The 16,505-nt window shown below is 71.4% G+C and carries 13 protein-coding genes; 6 read left to right on the top strand and 7 right to left on the bottom strand.

The genetic code is table 11. The annotated features are described in order from the left end of the window. Window positions 1-26: 26 nt before the first annotated feature. From ACFC0D_RS06945 to ACFC0D_RS06925, 5 genes are all read right to left on the bottom strand, one after another. A complete protein-coding gene (locus ACFC0D_RS06945) occupies window positions 27-1,742 on the bottom strand; it encodes a sigma-70 family RNA polymerase sigma factor (protein WP_376431867.1) in 1,716 nt (571 codons plus the stop codon). An 88-nt stretch (window positions 1,743-1,830) separates the two neighbouring features. Beyond that, window positions 1,831-2,121 (bottom strand): hypothetical protein, encoded by a 291-nt coding sequence (locus ACFC0D_RS06940; RefSeq protein WP_376431865.1) that lies wholly within the window; start codon window positions 2,119-2,121, stop codon window positions 1,831-1,833. A gap of 96 nt (window positions 2,122-2,217) precedes the next feature. Further along, on the bottom strand, window positions 2,218-4,437 hold the full coding sequence (locus ACFC0D_RS06935) for an NADP-dependent isocitrate dehydrogenase (protein WP_376431863.1): 2,220 nt from the start codon (window positions 4,435-4,437) through the stop codon (window positions 2,218-2,220). A gap of 45 nt (window positions 4,438-4,482) precedes the next feature. Continuing rightward, complete coding sequence (locus ACFC0D_RS06930; RefSeq protein WP_376431861.1) at window positions 4,483-5,529, bottom strand: phosphatase PAP2 family protein; 1,047 nt, start codon at window positions 5,527-5,529, stop codon at window positions 4,483-4,485. Window positions 5,530-5,692: 163 nt separating this feature from the next. Continuing rightward, entirely contained in the window at window positions 5,693-6,721 is a 1,029-nt protein-coding gene (locus ACFC0D_RS06925; RefSeq protein WP_376431859.1) for a LacI family DNA-binding transcriptional regulator, read from the bottom strand. A gap of 201 nt (window positions 6,722-6,922) precedes the next feature. Between ACFC0D_RS06925 and ACFC0D_RS06920 the strand changes: the two genes are divergently transcribed. The 5 genes from ACFC0D_RS06920 to ACFC0D_RS06900 all read left to right on the top strand — a co-directional run bounded on the left by ACFC0D_RS06920 (window position 6,923) and on the right by ACFC0D_RS06900 (window position 13,735). Continuing rightward, complete coding sequence (locus ACFC0D_RS06920) at window positions 6,923-8,269, top strand: ABC transporter substrate-binding protein (protein WP_376431857.1); 1,347 nt, start codon at window positions 6,923-6,925, stop codon at window positions 8,267-8,269. Window positions 8,270-8,377: 108 nt separating this feature from the next. Continuing rightward, window positions 8,378-9,379, top strand: a complete 1,002-nt coding sequence (locus tag ACFC0D_RS06915) for a carbohydrate ABC transporter permease (RefSeq protein WP_376431855.1) — start codon at window positions 8,378-8,380, stop codon at window positions 9,377-9,379. A 4-nt stretch (window positions 9,380-9,383) separates the two neighbouring features. Next, window positions 9,384-10,262 carry a carbohydrate ABC transporter permease gene (locus ACFC0D_RS06910; RefSeq protein WP_376431853.1) on the top strand — a complete coding sequence of 293 codons (879 nt, stop codon included), beginning with the start codon at window positions 9,384-9,386 and terminating at the stop codon, window positions 10,260-10,262. Between the two features lie 109 nt (window positions 10,263-10,371). Further along, the gene (locus tag ACFC0D_RS06905) at window positions 10,372-11,814 is read left to right on the top strand and encodes a GH1 family beta-glucosidase (RefSeq protein ID WP_376431851.1); all 1,443 of its coding nucleotides are present in this window, start codon (window positions 10,372-10,374) and stop codon (window positions 11,812-11,814) included. A 178-nt stretch (window positions 11,815-11,992) separates the two neighbouring features. Continuing rightward, the gene (locus ACFC0D_RS06900; protein ID WP_376431849.1) at window positions 11,993-13,735 is read left to right on the top strand and encodes a VanW family protein; all 1,743 of its coding nucleotides are present in this window, start codon (window positions 11,993-11,995) and stop codon (window positions 13,733-13,735) included. Window positions 13,736-13,740: 5 nt separating this feature from the next. Here the strand turns inward: ACFC0D_RS06900 and ACFC0D_RS06895 are convergent, their stop codons facing one another. Continuing rightward, window positions 13,741-14,595, bottom strand: coding sequence for a ketose-bisphosphate aldolase (locus ACFC0D_RS06895; protein WP_376431847.1), 855 nt, complete (start codon window positions 14,593-14,595; stop codon window positions 13,741-13,743). Then, on the bottom strand, window positions 14,595-15,560 hold the full coding sequence (locus ACFC0D_RS06890; RefSeq protein WP_376431845.1) for an SIS domain-containing protein: 966 nt from the start codon (window positions 15,558-15,560) through the stop codon (window positions 14,595-14,597). Before ACFC0D_RS06890 ends, ACFC0D_RS06895 begins: the two co-directional genes overlap by 1 nt. Before the next feature lie 149 nt (window positions 15,561-15,709). On the opposite strand from ACFC0D_RS06890, the gene ACFC0D_RS06885 reads away from it, so the two are divergent. Beyond that, window positions 15,710-16,504 (top strand): DeoR/GlpR family DNA-binding transcription regulator, encoded by a 795-nt coding sequence (locus ACFC0D_RS06885; protein WP_376431843.1) that lies wholly within the window; start codon window positions 15,710-15,712, stop codon window positions 16,502-16,504. The last annotated feature ends 1 nt before the right edge of the window (window position 16,505 follow it).

Here is a 16,505-nt window from a genome sequence, read left to right as displayed (position 1 = left end):
CGGTCCGCGCCTCGCCCGGTGTGGGTTCAGGAGGCCGGCGAGGCCAGTTTCTGCACCCACACCGTGCCGTCGGGGCCGGAGACGGCGGCGACTCCCGTGTGCTTGTAACGGCAGTTCAGCATGTTCTCCTGGTGCATCGCGCCGTCCATCCAGCTCTCGAAGACGGCGGAGGGGTCGGACCCGCTGCGCGCCAGGTTCTCGGCCCAGGCGGACCAGGTGTATCCCGCGGACGAGATCCGCGTGTCGGCGAACTCGCCCTCGGGGCTGCTGTGCGCGTAGTAGCCGCGCCGGACCATGTCCCGGGCGTAGTCCCGGGCGGCCTCGGTGAGTCGGGGATCCTGCCGGAGCGGAGCGCAACCCTCTTCCGCGCGGCGCTGGTTGACCAGTCGAGTCAGCCGTTCCTCGGCGGTCGGGGTCCGCGTCGGCCTGGGGGTCGGCGTGGCGGAGGTCGGACTCGGCCGGGGCGCGGCCGTCGACGCCCGTACGGTGCTCGGCGCCGGGGGTGGCGCCGCCGCGGGCGTACGGGGTGCGGGCTGCCGGGTCTCGGGCTCCGACGGCACGAGGAGTATGAGCCCGCCGAGCACGCCGACGGCGACCAGCCCGGCGACGACGGACCGGCGCATGCCGGACCCCCCACGGCCCGCCCCGGGCACGGGGATCGAGGGCCCCGCCTCACCGAAGCCACCGCCTCCGCCGCCGGACACCGACCCGGTCCCGTCACCGGCGAACCCCGGCCCGGGCTCGAAGTGCGGAAGGGGATCCCCTCCGGACGGCTGCCCGGCCGACGACCCGGCAGCCCCCGGATCCGCAGGCGCTCCCCCGTACGGCGCGAGGTCGGGACCCGGGCCGGTCTGCCCCATGCCCCCGTCGGATCCCGGGCTGCCGGCCTGCCCCGCGCCCCAGTCGCCCGCCGCACCCGTGTCCGGGGACTGGCCTGCCCAGGCGGCCGTCTGGATGTCCGGGCGGGCCGCACCCCAGGCCAGCAGCGGTGGCACCAGGCCGAGGCCGACCAGGAGGCCCTCTGCGGGGGCCAGGCCCGAACGGTTGCGGCCGCAAGTGGAGCAGGTGGAGACGTGGCGGGCGATGCGTTTGCGCCAGATCGGTGCCGGGTGTCCGTCCCATCCGGCGGTGATGCCGATCAGTTCCGCGCACGGCGGCCGCGTGGCGAGGGCGCGGACGACGGCTCGGCCGGTCTCCAGTCGTTCCTTCATCCGCTGGACTCGGACGGCCGCGTGTGCCGGGGGGACGGCCAGGGCGTCGGCGAGCTCCGCGCGGCTCAGTTCGCCACCGGCCTCCAACCACCACAGGGCGAGCAGGTCGCGGTCGCTCTCGTCGAGCCAGCGGGTCGCCTCGGCTACCTCGCGCCGCTGCCCGGAGAGGCCGAGTCGCAGAATGGTGAGGTCGACGAAGTCTCCGGCGGGGTCGGCGAGCTCGGTCGCCCGGTCGAGGCCGGGCACGGGCCCGGCCTGCCGCTCGCGCCAGCGGTGGCGGATCTGGTTCATCGCGATCGCGACGAGCCAGGACCGGAAACGTTCGGGGTCGCGCAGCCCGGGCAGGCCGTCCAGGGCGCGGAACATCGTCTCCTGCACGACGTCGTCGACGTCGGCGTGCCCGTCGAGCGCGCGGCCGACGATGTTGTAGACGAGCGGAAGGTATGCGCGTATCAGCCGCTCTCCGGCATGCGGGTCTCCGGCCACTGCCGCGTTCACCAGTGCGGCCGTGCCGCGCTCGTCGCTGTGCATCCTGCCTGCTCCCTCGTGCCTGGGTCTGTCCGTCCCCGTCGTGAGGGAGACCCGCGGGCGCGGGTGGGATAACACTTCGCGCCAATGTTTATGCCGGTGGATGCGGAAGATACGGCACGGTGGCCGCGTTCCCCTCCCGTACGGCTTCGACCGCGGCCTCGTGGAGTTCGCGGCTCTCGAGCTCGGTGGCGCACGGAACCGGACTGCCCGACATCGTGAACCAGTCGGACGCGCCGCTGTACTGCACGGCCACACGTGCTTCGCCATCTGCCCAGGTGGTGTGCACGGTCAGGTCGCCCGTGACCGCACCGACTTCCTCGGTCAGCACGCCACCACGCCCGGTGTAGACGCCGGGGGTCGTCCATGATGCCCAGCTCATCCATCCAGGTTCACACCCGGATGCCACATCCGCCACCGACGGGACCGCCCCGGCCGGAGGAACTCCGGCCGGGGCGGAACAGCTGTCGCGCCGGGATCAGGCGAGGGACGCGATGGCCTCGTTGAAGGTGGCGGACGGACGCATCACGGCCGCGGCCTTGGCCGGGTCGGGCTGGTAGTAGCCGCCGATCTCGGCCGGGGAGCCCTGGACCGCGTTGAGCTCGGAGACGATGGTCTCCTCCTGCTCGGTCAGGGTCTTGGCGAGGCCGGCGAAGGCCTCCGCGAGCTGCGCGTCGTCGGTCTGCTTGGCCAGCTCCTGGGCCCAGTAGAGGGCCAGGTAGAAGTGGCTGCCGCGGTTGTCGATCCCACCGACGCGACGGGTCGGCGACTTGTCCTCGTTGAGGAAGGTGCCGGTGGCGCGGTCGAGGGTGTCGGCGAGGACCTGGGCGCGGGCGTTGCTCGTGGTGGTCGCCAGGTGCTCGAAGCTGGCGGCCAGGGCGAAGAACTCGCCGAGGGAGTCCCAGCGGAGGTAGTTCTCCTTGACGAGCTGCTGGACGTGCTTCGGGGCGGAGCCGCCGGCGCCCGTCTCGAACAGGCCGCCGCCGGCCATCAGCGGGACGACCGAGAGCATCTTGGCGCTGGTGCCCAGCTCCAGGATCGGGAAGAGGTCGGTCAGGTAGTCACGCAGCACGTTGCCGGTGACCGAGATGGTGTCCTCGCCGCGGCGGATGCGCTCCAGGGAGAACGTGGTGGCGTCGACCGGGGCGAGGATCTTGATCTCCAGACCCTCGGTGTCGTGCTCGGGCAGGTACTGCTTGACCTTGGCGATCAGCTGGGCGTCGTGCGCGCGGGTCTCGTCCAGCCAGAAGACGGCCGGGGCGCCGGTGGCGCGGGCACGGGTCACGGCGAGCTTGACCCAGTCCTGGATGGGCAGGTCCTTGGTCTGGCAGGCGCGGAAGATGTCGCCCTCGGCGACCTCCTGCTCCAGGACGACGTTGCCCGCGGCGTCGACGAGGCGGACGGTGCCGGCCGCGGCGATCTCGAAGGTCTTGTCGTGGGAGCCGTACTCCTCGGCCTTCTGCGCCATCAGACCGACGTTGGGTACGGAGCCCATGGTCGACGGGTCGAAGGCGCCGTGGGCGCGGCAGTCGTCGATGACGGCCTGGTACACGCCGGAGTAGCTGCTGTCCGGGAGGACGGCGAGGGTGTCGGCCTCCTGGCCGTCCGGGCCCCACATGTGGCCGGACGTGCGGATCATGGCCGGCATCGAGGCGTCGACGATGACGTCGGACGGCACGTGCAGGTTGGTGATGCCCTTGTCGGAGTCGACCATGGCGAGGGCCGGGCCCTCGGCGAGCTCGGCGTCGAAGGACGCCTTGATCTCGGCACCGTTCGGGAGGGCGGCCAGGCCGTTGAGGATGCCACCGAGGCCGTCGTTCGGGGAGAGGCCGGCGGCGGCGAGCGCCGCACCGTGGGCGGCGAACGTCTTCGGGAAGAAGGCGCGGACCACGTGGCCGAAGACGATCGGGTCGGAGACCTTCATCATCGTGGCCTTGAGGTGCACGGAGAACAGGACGTCCTCGGCCTTGGCGCGGGCGATCTGCTCGCCGAGGAAGGTGCGCAGGGCGGCGACGTGCATGACGGAGGCGTCGACTACCTCACCGGCGAGCACGGGGACCGACTCGCGCAGGACGGTGGTGGTGCCGTCGGCGGCGACGTGCTCGATGCGCAGCGTGCCGGCCTCGGAGACGGTCGCGGACTTCTCGGTGGAGCGGAAGTCGTTCTGCCCCATGGTGGCGACGTTGGTCTTCGAGTCCGAGGACCAGGCGCCCATGCGGTGCGGGTGCGTCTTGGCGTAGTTCTTGACCGAGCCGGGGGCGCGGCGGTCGGAGTTGCCCTCGCGCAGGACCGGGTTGACGGCGCTGCCCTTGACCTTGTCGTAGCGGGCGCGGACGTCCTTGTCCTCGTCGGTCTGCGGGTCGTCCGGGTAGTCCGGGAGGGCGTAGCCCTGCGCCTGGAGCTCGGCGATCGCGGCCTTCAGCTGCGGGATGGACGCCGAGACGTTCGGCAGCTTGATGATGTTCGCGCCGGGCGTCTTGGCCAGCGCGCCGAGCTCGGCGAGCGCGTCGTCGATGCGCTGCCCTTCGTCGAGACGCTCGGGGAAGCCGGAGATGATGCGTCCCGCCAGGGAGATGTCACGGGTCTCGACATTGACCCCGGCCGTCGAGGCGTAGGCCTGGATCACGGGCAGGAACGAGTACGTCGCCAGGGCGGGCGCCTCGTCAGTGTGGGTGTAGATGATGGTCGAGTCAGTCACCGGGTGTGCTCCGCTCCACGTCTGCGTCTGCGAGATTGCTCGACATCAAGATATCTCGTGATCCGCCTCGGTGGGAAAGGGCCCTGCCTCCTCTGCGGGAACGATGGTGCCGGAGAGCCGGTACGGAGTGGGGACGGCGTCCAGGTCGACATGGCGCAGGAGGGCGAGCAGCACCAGCGTGGCCGCGGCGCTCGCACCGACGGCGAGGCGCTGTCCGGCCTGGTAGGCGACGTGGGACAGGTTCGGATCGGTGGGCTCCAGGAGGAACATGGAGTCGACGAGGAGGACCAGGCCGGCGCCGAGCCCACCGACGGCGGCGATGCCCAGGGGAACGATCACGAAGACGGTGCGCAGCGGGAAGCGGCGCGAGCGCGCGGGACCCACCTTGCCGCGGCGGGCGAGGAGGGCGACGAGTCCGCACGCCACGGCGAGAACGAGCAGGTCGGCCCCGATCGTGTCACTGGGCCGGTGCCATCCGGCGGCCACCGTGTACGCGCCCACGGCCGTCGCCCACAGGGCGCAGAGGCCCACGGCGAGGCCGCGGACCCGGTACGGGACGACGAGGGCCAGGCCGAACATCACGCTCATCGCGACCGTGGTGTGTCCGCTGGGAAAGCTGTTGTGGGTCAGGTGGGCGGGCGCGTGGGCCAGATCCGGGCGGCCGAGGACATAGCCCTTGAGCAGCTCGGCCAGGAAGAGGGAGACGCCGACGGTGCCCAGTGCTGCGAGCGTGAGGGCGTGCCGTCGCCGCAGCATCCCGATGACGGTCATCACGAGCATGGCGACGGCGAGGGAGTAGACCGTGATGTGCTGCAGGGTGCGGTTCGCCTCGTGGGCGGCGGCCAGGGTCTCGTCGGTGAGCCGGCCGTTGAGCACGGCGTTCTCCCAGCGCTGGCCGGTGGCGGTCAGCACGAGGCCGGCGTAGACGATCGCGAGCAGCAGGACCGCGGCGAGGCAGGAACGCTTCATCCTCTTGCGCACTCGGGAACTGAAGGAGTCGGCCGCTTCACCGGCGATGTTGGCGTACCACCAAGTGCCGGTCTCCAGCGACTGCGTTCTGCGGTCGGCGCGGAGCCTCTCAAAGGGTGCCATGCTCCGATTCGAACCCGGAGCGGTCCGGGGCGCCCGTTGTGCGCACCCGAACGAATCGCCGAACGGTCTTTCCGGGGCCGTCGGCTCCGTGGGCCGGCGATCCTGGCGGGGCCGCTGGGCGGATGCGATCGGCGGGAGACCGCGGACGAGCGGGCCCGGGACGTCAGGACGAGTCGCGGACGACCAGTTCCGTCGGCAGGACGCGGTGGTGGCGCTCCTCCGACGCCCCCGCGATCTCCTCGAGCAGCAGTCTGGCCATGGTGCGCCCCATCTCCTCGATCGGCTGGCGCACGCTCGTCAGGGGCGGGTCCATGTGGCGGGCCACCGGCGAGTCGTCGACACCGACCAGGGCCACGTCCTGCGGGACCCGCCGCCCCGACGCGCGCAGGACGGCGCGGGCACCCGCCGCCATGACGTCGGAGGCGGCGAAGACGGCATCGAGGTCGGGGCTGCGCTCCAGCAGCTCGTGCATGGCCCGCCGTCCGCCGTCCTCGGTGAAGTCGCCGGTGGCCACGAGGGATTCGTCAGGGGTGAGCCCGGCCTCCGCGAGTCCCCTGTGGTAGCCGTCGAGGCGGCAGCGGGCCACGTACATGTCGAGCGGACCCGTGATGGTCGCGATGCGGCGGCGGCCCCGGCCTGCGAGATGGGCGACGGCCGAGCGCCCGGCGCCGACGTTGTCGGAGTCGACGTACGCCACCGGCTCGGCCTCGGCACGGCGACCGTTCAGCACGGCCGGCAGCCCGAGCGCCCGCACCTGGTCGGGCAGCGGGTCGTCGGCGTGGACCGACACCAGCAGCACGCCGTCCACCCGCTGGGCGGCGAGGTACTGCTCGAAGCGCTGGCGCTCCTTGTCGCTGCGGATGAGCGTGAGCAGCAACTGCTTGTCGGCATCGGCGAGTTCGGCGCTGACTCCGCGGATGATGTCGAGGAAGTACGGCTCGGCGAAGAGCCTGGCCTCGGTCTCGGGGATCACCAGCGCCACGGCGTCGGTGCGGCTGCCGGCCAGCGCCCGCGCCGCGCGGTTGGGTACGTAGCCGAGTTCGGCGACGGCCCGGTCGACGGCGGCCTTGGCGTGCTCGCTCACCCGCGGGGAGCCGTTGATCACCCGCGAGACCGTGCCGCGGCCGACGCCCGCCCTGGCCGCGACCTCCTCCAGGGTGGGCCTGCCGGTCTGGCGCCCGCTCACCACCATCTGCCGTCTCCCCTCGTGTCCCCTGCGTTACCCGTGACCCTATCAAGAGTGGGAGCGCTCCCACAGTCCACGTAACGGATCCCGGTCCACCTCTTGACACCCGTGCGGGCCAGCCAGCAGTCTTCCGGCGAGACGCAGTGGGAGCGCTCCCACGCGTGGCCCACAGCCCACGCATCGCACCACCCGGACGAGGAGAGTCGTATGCGCACTTCCAGCACCAGACGCACCAGAGAGGGGCGCCGGCGCACCACCATGGCCGCGGTCGCGGGCCTCACGGCGTGCGCCGCCCTGATCACCGGTTGCGGAGGCAGCGGTTCCGACGAAGCCGGCGGCGACGGGAAGATCACCCTGCGCATCGGCACCTTCGGCTCCTTCGGCTACGACGACAAGACCGGCGCCAAGCTCTACGCCGAGTACGAGAAGGCGCACCCGAACATCAGGATCGTCGAGTCGAATGTCGCCGACGGCCAGAAGTACTGGGACACCCTCAAGCTGCGCCTCTCCCGCAACAGCGGTCTCGCCGACATCCAGGCCCTCGAAGTCGGCTACATCGCGGAGGCCACCGGCCCCGCCATGGCCGACAAGTGGGTCGACCTGAGCAAGAGCGGCGGGGCCGACCTCGACGCCTTCCTCGACTGGAAGGTCAACCAGGCCACCACCTCCGACGGCAAGGTCATCGCCCTCGGTACCGACATCGGCCCGATGGCCATCTGCTACAACAAGGACCTGTTCGCCAAGGCGAAGCTGCCGACCGACCGAGCCGCGGTCGGCGCACTGTGGCAGGGCGACTGGGCCAAGTTCCTGGAGGCAGGGAAGAACTACCAGAAGAACGCCCCCGCGGGAACGTCCTTCCACGACTCCGCGAGCGGTCTGTTCAACGCGGTCATCTCCAGCCAGCCGGTGCAGTACGCCGACACCAAGGGCGAGTTGGACTACGAGAACAGCCCCGGGGTGAAGAAGGCGTGGGAGACCGCCGTCGCGGCGGCGCAGGGCGGGATCACCGCCAAGCTCCGCCAGTTCGACGAGAAGGGCACCTGGAACGCCGCCTTCAAGAACTCCAAGTTCGCGACCGTCGCCTGCCCGAGCTGGATGACCGGGATCATCAAGGACCAAGCGGGCGCGGCCAACCAGGGCAAGTGGGACATCGCCGCACCGCCCGTGGCGGGCAACTGGGGCGGCGCGTTCCTCGGCGTCCCCAAGTCGGGCAAGCACGCCAAGGAGGCCGCCGAGCTGGCCGCCTGGCTGACCGCGCCGGCGCAGCACGCCAAGGTCTTCGGCGTGAACGGCAACATTCCCTCGACCAAGCACACCCTGACCTCCGCGGTGGTGCAGGACGCCAAGCTGCCGTACTTCGGTGAGGCCCCGGTCGGGAAGATCTACTCCGAGGCCGCGGCCGGCATCACGCCCGCCCCGATCAGCCGCTGGGACGGCCAGGTGAAGACCTTCATCACCGACAACGGCATCCTCGACATCGAGCAGCGCGGCACCGATCCCGCGAAGGCGTGGGACAACGTCAAGAAGCTCATCGAGGACAAGATCGAGCAGTAGCGGCGCCCACGAGCCGCCCGGCGCTCCCCCGCCGGGCGGCCGTCCGGCCTTCCGGCCTCCTTCATCCCGACGCATCGCACGCGCACCGACACCGAAGGGACGCCCCTCGTGGCCACCTCCCTCCGGGCCGCGGCCGACGGCACCCCGCCGCCCGCCCCGCCCTCCTCCCCCACCCACCGAAGCGTCCCTCCGCCTCCCAGCGGTTGGCGCAGCCGGTTCTACCGGTGGGACCTGCGGCTCAGCCCGTACGCCTTCGTCTCCCCCTTCTTCCTCACCTTCGCGGCCTTCGGGCTCTTCCCGCTGCTCTACACGGGCTGGCTCTCGCTCCACCGGGTCGAGCTCGGCGGCGACGCGGAGTGGAAGGGACTGGACAACTACGCCAACCTGGCGGACAGCGAGTTCTTCTGGAACGCGCTCGCCAACACCTTCACCATCGGGGTCATCTCGACCGTCCCCCAGCTGCTCATGGCCCTGGGCCTGGCGCATCTGCTCAACTACAAACTGCGCGGCCGCGGTTTCTTCCGCGTCGCGGTGCTCGCCCCGTACGCCACCTCGATCGCGGCGGCGACGCTCGTCTTCGCCCAGCTCTTCAACACCGACTACGGCCTGATCAACACGGTGCTCGGCTGGGTCGGCTTCGACCCGGTGGACTGGGAGTCCTCCAAGTGGCCCTCCCAGATCGCCATTTCGACGATCGTGATCTGGCGCTGGACCGGATACAACGCGCTGATCTACCTCGCCGCGATGCAGGCGGTGCCCCAGGATCTCTACGAGGCGGCGGCGCTCGACGGGGCCTCCCGCTGGCGGCAGTTCATCAGCGTCACCATCCCGTCGATCCGCCCGACGATCCTGTTCACGATCATCGTGTCCACCATCGGCGCCACACAGCTCTTCGGCGAGCCGATGATCTTCGGCGGCAGTCTCGGCGTGAGCGGCGGCAGCGGCAACCAGTTCCAGACACTGAGCCTGCTGATGTACGAGAAGGGCTGGGTGACCGGCGCTCTGGGACAGGCATCCGCCATCGCCTGGGTGATGCTCCTGCTCCTGCTGCTGATCGGGGCGGTCCGGATGTTCGTCGCCCGGGCGAACCGCAAGAAGCTGGGGGCCTGACCTCATGACGCACACCACCCTCGACAGGAAGCGCCGCTTCGGGCGCCCGGCCGCAGGCCGCCAGCACCACGCCGGCCCGCTGACCTACGTCCTGCTGGGACTGGCCGCCCTGGTCTCGCTCTTCCCCCTGTACTGGAACCTCGTCGCCGCCTCCCATTCGGGCGAGCGCGTGGTCGAGGCTCCGGCACCGCTGCTGCCCGGCCCCCGGCTCTTCGACAACCTCACCTTCGCCTGGAACCAGGTCGACATGGGTGAGGCGCTGATCAACACCACCGTCGTCGCCGGCCTCGTCGCGGTGTCCACGGTCCTCTTCTCCACGCTCGCCGGCTTCGCCTTCGCCAAGCTGCCCTTCCGGGGCCGCAACGCCATGCTCGCCCTCGTGGTGGCGACGATGACGATCCCGCCGCAGCTGAGCGTGATCCCGCTGTACCGGATCATCACCGACCTGGGCTGGGTCGACCAGCTCCAGTCGGTCGTCCTGCCGTCCCTGGTCGCCGCGTTCGGCGTGTTCTTCATGCGGCAGTACCTGATCGAGGCGCTCCCGGTGGAGCTGGTCGAGGCGGCCCGCATGGACGGCGCCCACAGCCTGCGGATCATCTGGCACGTGGTCTTCCCGGTGGCCCGGCCCGCGATGGCGGTGCTCGGGATGCTGGTCTTCGTCCAGGCGTGGAACGACTTCTTCTGGCCGTTCATCGCGCTGACCCCGGACGGGAACCCGACCCTGCAGGTCGCCCTGGCAGGCCTCGGCGCGGGCAATCACAGCGTCGACCAGGCGGTCGTTCTGACCGGTGCGCTGATATCCACCCTGCCGCTGCTGCTGGTCTTCGCCGTGCTCGGCAAGCACATCGTCGGCGGCATCACCTCGGGCGCCGTCAAGAGCTGACCGGCGTGCTCCGTGACGGGTTCACCCCGTCTCCGTCCCCGACCGGGGCGGCGGCCCTCTCCGGTCCCCCTTCCGTCCATACACTCCTCTCACTCGGGAGCACTTCCGCATGACCGCGACAGATCCCCGACCTCGCACCACGACCCGCCGGTTTCCGGCCGGATTCCTGTGGGGCACCGCCACCGCCGCGTACCAGATCGAGGGCGCCGCGGCCGAGGACGGCCGTACCCCGTCGATCTGGGACACCTTCTCGCGCACCCCCGGCAAGGTCTTCGAGGGCCACACCGGCGATGTGGCGGTCGACCACTACCACCGCTTCCGTGACGACGTACGGATGATGGCGGACCTGGGCCTGAGCGCCTACCGCTTCTCGGTGGCATGGCCGCGGGTCCAGCCGACCGGCCGCGGCCCCGCCGTCCAGAAGGGCCTGGACTTCTACCGCCGCCTCGTCGACGAGCTGCTCGGCGCCGGAATCGAGCCGGTCGTCACCCTCTACCACTGGGACCTGCCACAGGACCTCGAGTCGGCCGGCGGCTGGCCCGAGCGGGCCACCGCCGAGCGGTTCGGCACGTACGCGGCGCTCGTCGGCGAGGCGCTCGGCGACCGGGTCACGCGCTGGACGACGTTCAACGAGCCCTGGTGCACCGCCTTCCTCGGCTACGGCTCCGGCGTCCACGCCCCCGGCCGCACCGACCCGGTGGCCGCCCTGCGCGCCGCCCACCACCTCAATCTGGCCCACGGTCTCGCCGCCCAGGCCCTGCACGCGGCGCTGCCCGGCCGGGCCCAGCTCTCCATCAGCCTCAATCTGCATGAGATCCGTCCCCTCACACCCTCGGCCGAGGACCGGGAGGCGGCCCGCCGGATCGACGCGGTCGGCAACCGGGTATTCCTGGGCCCGCTGCTCGACGGCGCGTACCCCGAGGACCTGTTCGCCGACACCGCGTCCCTCACGGACTGGGGCTTCGTACGGGACGGGGACACGGCCACGATCCGGCAGCCGCTGGACTCGCTCGGCATCAACTACTACACACCGACCGTCGTGTCGGCGGTCGCCGAGGGGGCGGAGAAGCCGCAGGACGACGGCCACGGGGCGAGCGACCACTCGCCCTGGCCGGGCGGCGACGACATCGCCTTCCACCGGGCACCGGGCGAACGCACGGCGATGGGCTGGGCGGTGGACCCGAGCGGGCTGTACGACCTGCTGACCCGGGTCTCCGCGCGCTATCCGGACCTGCCCCTGCTCATCACCGAGAACGGCGCCGCCTTCGAGGACGAGGTGGGGGCCGACGGCACGGTCCACGACCCCGACCGGATCGCCTACGTGCACGGCCATCTGGCGGCCGTGCACCGGGCGATCACCGACGGTGCCGACGTCCGGGGCTACTTCCTCTGGTCGCTCATGGACAACTTCGAGTGGGCGTACGGCTACGCGAAGCGGTTCGGAGCCGTCCACGTCGACTACACGTCGCTCGCTCGCACCCCCAAGTCGAGCGCGCACTGGTACGCACGCGTGGCGCGGTCGAACGAGCTCGCGGACCCGACGGAGGGCTGAGCCGGGCGGGCTGGGGTGGGCGCGTTTCTGCCAGGACCAGGAGGAATGCGCCCGCTCCCCTGTCGGGGCCGAGGGCACGACATATCTGCTGGTCAGAGGGGTACGACATGCGTACGCCACCCTCTCGGCGTAACGTCGCCGGTGGATCTCGGGTACCCCGACGGCACCGGGAGGCTGTGTGCGCGGCTCCACGCACGACGACGACGCGGCCGCCCCGTCCCGCCGCCACCGGCGCATACGCATCGCGGTGACGGCGGTCGGGGTGGTCCTCGTCGCCGCGGGTGGACTGTACGCCGCGGGACTCGTCGCCACCGGCGACGAGATATCCGAGGGCACCCGGGTCGACGGCGTGGACATCGGCGGCATGAGCCGCGAAGAGGCACGCGCGAAGCTGACGTCCTCGCCACCGGCGTCCTGGACCGCCCCGGTACCGGTACGGATCGGTCACAGCACCGGCACCGTCGAACCGGCCGCGGCGGGCCTGAGCGTCGACGTCGAGAAGACCGTCGAAAAGGCCGCCGACCCCTCCCGCGACCCGGTGACCGTGATCGGACGGCTGTTCTCCAGCCAGGAGCGGGACATCGAACCCGTCGTCGACTTCGACGAGGCCGAGGCCCGTACGGCGATGGCCGAGACGGCCCGGACGTACGACCGGGCGACCGTGGAGGGGTCCGTCTCCTTCAAGGAGGGCCAAGCGGTCACCGTCCAGGCCCGCGAGGGCCAGAAGCTGGACGTCGACGGCGCCGTCGACACTCTGCGCGACAACTATCCCGAGCCGGCGACGGAGAATCCGGTGACGCTGCCGACCGCCGTGTCCCCGCCCGAGGTGGACGAGACGGAGACGGTGCGCTTCCTGAACGAGTTCGGAACCCCGGCCATGTCGGGGCCCGTCACTCTCACCGTCGACGGCGAGAGCCTGCGGATCACGCCGACGACGCTCGGCGCCCATCTGACGGTGAAGGCGGACGACAAGGGCCGGCTCGTCCCCACGCTGAACTCCCAGGCGCTGATCCGCGACCCGGCGGTCGCGGGCCCGCTCGAAACCATCGCCACCGGGCCGGTCGAGGCGACGCTGGGCGTGGAGAACGGCCGGGTGGTGGTGCTGTCCGACGGCCGCGCCGGCCACGAGGTGACGGCGAAGGCCCTGGGCGACGCGGTGATGCCGTTGCTGCCGAAGAAGGGCGAGGCCGCGCGGACCGGACCGGTGGCCACTCAGCTGATCCAGCCGGTCCTCACCCGGAAGTCGGTGGCGGAGATGGGGATCAAGGAACAGATGTCGACCTTCACGGTCAACTTCCCCACCGCGCCCTATCGGACGACCAACATCGGCCGGGCGGTCGAGCTCATCAACGGCTCGCTCGTGAAGCCGGGCGAGGTCTGGAGCTTCAACAGGACCGTCGGAGAGCGCACGAAGGAGAACGGCTTCGTCGACGGCACGATGATCCTGGACGGGCAGTACCACTCGGCGCCCGGCGGCGGTGTCTCCGCCGTCGCCACCACGGTCTTCAACGCGATCTTCTTCGCCGGGGTCAAGCCGGTCGAGTACGGGGCGCACTCCTTCTACATCGAGCGGTACCCGCCGGGCCGGGAGGCGACCGTGGCCTGGGGCACGCTGGACCTGAAGTTCCGCAACAACTCCGATGCGTGGATCTACATCCAGGCGAAGGCTACGGACTCCTCGGTGACGATCACCTTCCTGGGCACGAAGAAGTACGACGCGGTGGAGGCCGTGGAGGGTCCCCGCACCAACCTCACGGAGCCCGCCGAGCGGAAGGGCACCGGTCCCAAGTGCGAGCCGCAGCCCCCGCTGGAGGGCTTCGACATCACCGTGGACCGGGTCTTCCGCGACAACGGGGCGGAGGTGGGCCGGGAGACCTTCCGGACCCACTACACGCCGCGCGACCGCGTCACCTGCGAATGACGTGATCAGGTCCGCACGAGTGGCGCCTCCGCCGCGAGCACATGGAGCAGATGGGTGACCGCCTCGGCGACGGCGGTGCGCGCGGGGCCGAGGTAGCGGCGCGGGTCGACCGTCGTGCCGTTCTCGCCCAGATGGGTCCGGACGGCCAGGGTGAAGGCCTTGTTCAGATGGGTGGAGACGTTCACCTTCGTCATGCCGGCGCTGATCGCCCAGCTGAGGTCCACATCGCCGACCCCGGACGAGCCGTGCAGCACGAGGGGTACGCCCACGGCCTCACGCAGCCGGGAGACGAGTGCGAAGTCGAGGACGGCGTCCCGGGTGAGCATCGCGTGGGAGCTGCCGACGGCGACGGCAAGGGCGTCGACGGCGGTGGCGGCGACGAACGCCCGTGCCTCGTCCGGGTCGGTGCGCACCCCGGGGGCGTGGGCGCCGTCCTTGCCGCCCACCTCGCCCAGTTCGGCCTCCACCCAGACGTCGTGGCGGTGGCAGTACTCCGTCATCTCGCGGGTGGCGGCCACGTTCTCCTCGTACGGGAGAGTCGACGCGTCGAACATGACGGAGCCGAAGCCGAGGGCGACGGCCTCGCGGACGAGCTCGGGCGATTCGGCGTGGTCGAGGTGGACGGCGACCGGGACGGCGGCCCGGCGGGCGATGGCGAGGGTGGCGAGGCCGATGGGTTCCAGCGAGCCGTGGTAGCGCGCCGTGTTCTCGCTGAGCTGGAGGATGACGGGGAGTCCCGCCGCCTCGGCCCCGGCCACGATGGCCTGCGCGTGCTCGATCTGGATCACGTTGAACGCGCCGGCGCCGGCGTTCCGCTCGCGCGCTCCGAGGACGATCTCGCCGGTGGTGGTCAGTGGCATCAGGACCGCTCCGTCCCACCGGAGGTCAGGACCACGGACCGGGTGAGATTGCGGGGCCGGTCCGGGTCCTGGCCCTGCACCTCGGCGAGCAGGACGGCGAGTCGCTGCGCGCGGACGAGGTCGGCCATCGGGTCCAGGTGCTCGTCGGCGTCGCCCGACCCGGCGACGAGGGTGCCGCCCACGCGGGCGACGTCGTCGGCGAGTCCGGTGGGGACGGGGCCGAAGGACCAGGCCACCCGGCCCGGCGCGGTGATGCTGATGGGGCCGTGGCGGTACTCCATGGCGGGGTACGCCTCGGTCCAGGCGCCGGCGGCCTCGCGCATCTTCAGTCCCGCCTCGAGGGCGAGGCCGTAAGTCCAGCCGGTGCCGAGGAAGGTGTACTGCTCGGCACCGGTGATCTCGGCGGAGAGGGGTTCGGCGACGGCCCGCTCGGCGTCCTTGGCGGCCCGTTCCACCGTCCGGACCCCGGCCGGCAGGGCGTCCTCGGCCTCGAGGTGGGCGCGGAGCAGGGCGAGGGCGGTGGTGGCGAACCGGGTCTGGACCACCGACTCCTCGTCGGCGAAGTCGAGGACGGCCACGGCGTCGGCGGCCGTCATGACGGGGGTCTCGGGGTCCGCGGTGAGGGAGCCGGTGGCGACGGTGCCCTTGACGCGGTTCAGCAGGTCGAGGACCTCGGTCGTGGTGCCGGAGCGGGTGATCGCCAGGATCCGGTCGTAACGGCGCCCGAGGGGGAACTCGGAGGCGGCGAAGGCGTCGGTCTCGCCGTGGCCGCCGCTCTCGCGGAGCTGGGCGTAGGCCTGCGCGATGAACCAGGAGGTGCCGCAGCCGACCACCGCGACGCGTTCGCCGCGCACCGGGAGGGCGGCACGGTGCTGGGGCAGGGTCTCGGCGGCCTTGCGCCAGGACGCGGGCTGGGACGAGATTTCGACGGCGGTGCGGGAGGGGGAGAGTCCCGAGGTGGGCACGTGCGGCTCCTTCACTGGCGAGTGATGCTCACTCTTGCTCGTAACACCATACTTTCAAGCAACTTCGAGCATCTGTTCTGTGCGCAGTATCCATCAGTCGAGGCCTCGGGTCCAGGGATCCCACGGCCGTTCGGGCTAAAATCGCGATCATGTCGAAGCACGAGCGGTGGAACACGCTCCTCGAACTCCTCGCCGCCACCGGCAGGCTGGAGGTCGAGGACGCCGCGGCGACGCTCGACGTCTCCCCGGCCACGATCCGCCGGGACCTGGACGAGCTCGCCGAACAGCGGCTCCTTGTCCGTACTCGCGGCGGGGCGGTGCCGCAAGGGGTGTCGTACGAGCTGCCGCTGCGCTACAAGTCCTCCCGGCACGCCCCGGAGAAGCAGCGGATCGCCGCGGCGGTGGCCGAGCTCGTCCACGAGGGCGAGGTCGTGGGTCTCAACGGCGGGACGACGACGACCGAGGTGGCCCGCTCCCTGGCCCTGCGCTTCGCGGGCGGTGGCGCGCGGGAGACGACCGGCACTCCGGCCCTGACCGTGGTCACCAACGCGCTCAACATCGCGGGGGAGCTCGCTGTCCGCCCACAGATCAAGATCGTGGTGTCCGGGGGTGTGGCCCGCTCGCAGACGTACGAACTGGTCGGCCCGCTGGCCGCGGGGGTGCTGGACGAGGTCGTGCTCGACGTCGTCGTCCTCGGTGTCGACGGCATCGACCCGCGGCTCGGGCTCATGGCCCATCACGAGGACGAGGCGGGGATCAGCCGGCTCTTCGCCGAGCGGGCGAGCCGGGTCGTCGTGGCCGCCGACTCCTCGAAGCTGGGCCGGCGGGCCTTCGCCCGGATCTGCGGGGTCGACCGCGTGGACGTCCTGGTGACGGACGCGGCGATCCCGGCGGAGGCGGTGCGGGAGTTGACGGACGCGGGCGTGCGGGTCGTCACCGTCTGAC

The sequence above is a fragment of the Streptomyces sp. NPDC056222 genome (genome assembly GCF_042264065.1).
GTDB lineage: Bacteria > Actinomycetota > Actinomycetes > Streptomycetales > Streptomycetaceae > Streptomyces.
The sequence above is the reverse complement of the archived record's forward strand: the minus strand, read 5'-3'. Positions and strand labels throughout refer to the sequence as shown.

Excerpts from the sequence above, each read along its gene's own strand:
- ACFC0D_RS06940 (WP_376431865.1), bottom strand. The coding sequence starts at position 2,121 with ATGAGCTGGGCATCATGGACGACCCCCGGCGTCTACACCGGGCGTGGT.
- ACFC0D_RS06930 (WP_376431861.1), bottom strand. The coding sequence starts at position 5,529 with ATGGCACCCTTTGAGAGGCTCCGCGCCGACCGCAGAACGCAGTCGCTG.
- ACFC0D_RS06885 (WP_376431843.1), top strand. The coding sequence starts at position 15,710 with ATGTCGAAGCACGAGCGGTGGAACACGCTCCTCGAACTCCTCGCCGCC.
- ACFC0D_RS06945 (WP_376431867.1), bottom strand. The coding sequence starts at position 1,742 with ATGCACAGCGACGAGCGCGGCACGGCCGCACTGGTGAACGCGGCAGTG.
- ACFC0D_RS06920 (WP_376431857.1), top strand. The coding sequence starts at position 6,923 with ATGCGCACTTCCAGCACCAGACGCACCAGAGAGGGGCGCCGGCGCACC.
- ACFC0D_RS06925 (WP_376431859.1), bottom strand. The coding sequence starts at position 6,721 with ATGGTGGTGAGCGGGCGCCAGACCGGCAGGCCCACCCTGGAGGAGGTC.
- ACFC0D_RS06895 (WP_376431847.1), bottom strand. The coding sequence starts at position 14,595 with ATGCCACTGACCACCACCGGCGAGATCGTCCTCGGAGCGCGCGAGCGG.
- ACFC0D_RS06910 (WP_376431853.1), top strand. The coding sequence starts at position 9,384 with ATGACGCACACCACCCTCGACAGGAAGCGCCGCTTCGGGCGCCCGGCC.
- ACFC0D_RS06905 (WP_376431851.1), top strand. The coding sequence starts at position 10,372 with ATGACCGCGACAGATCCCCGACCTCGCACCACGACCCGCCGGTTTCCG.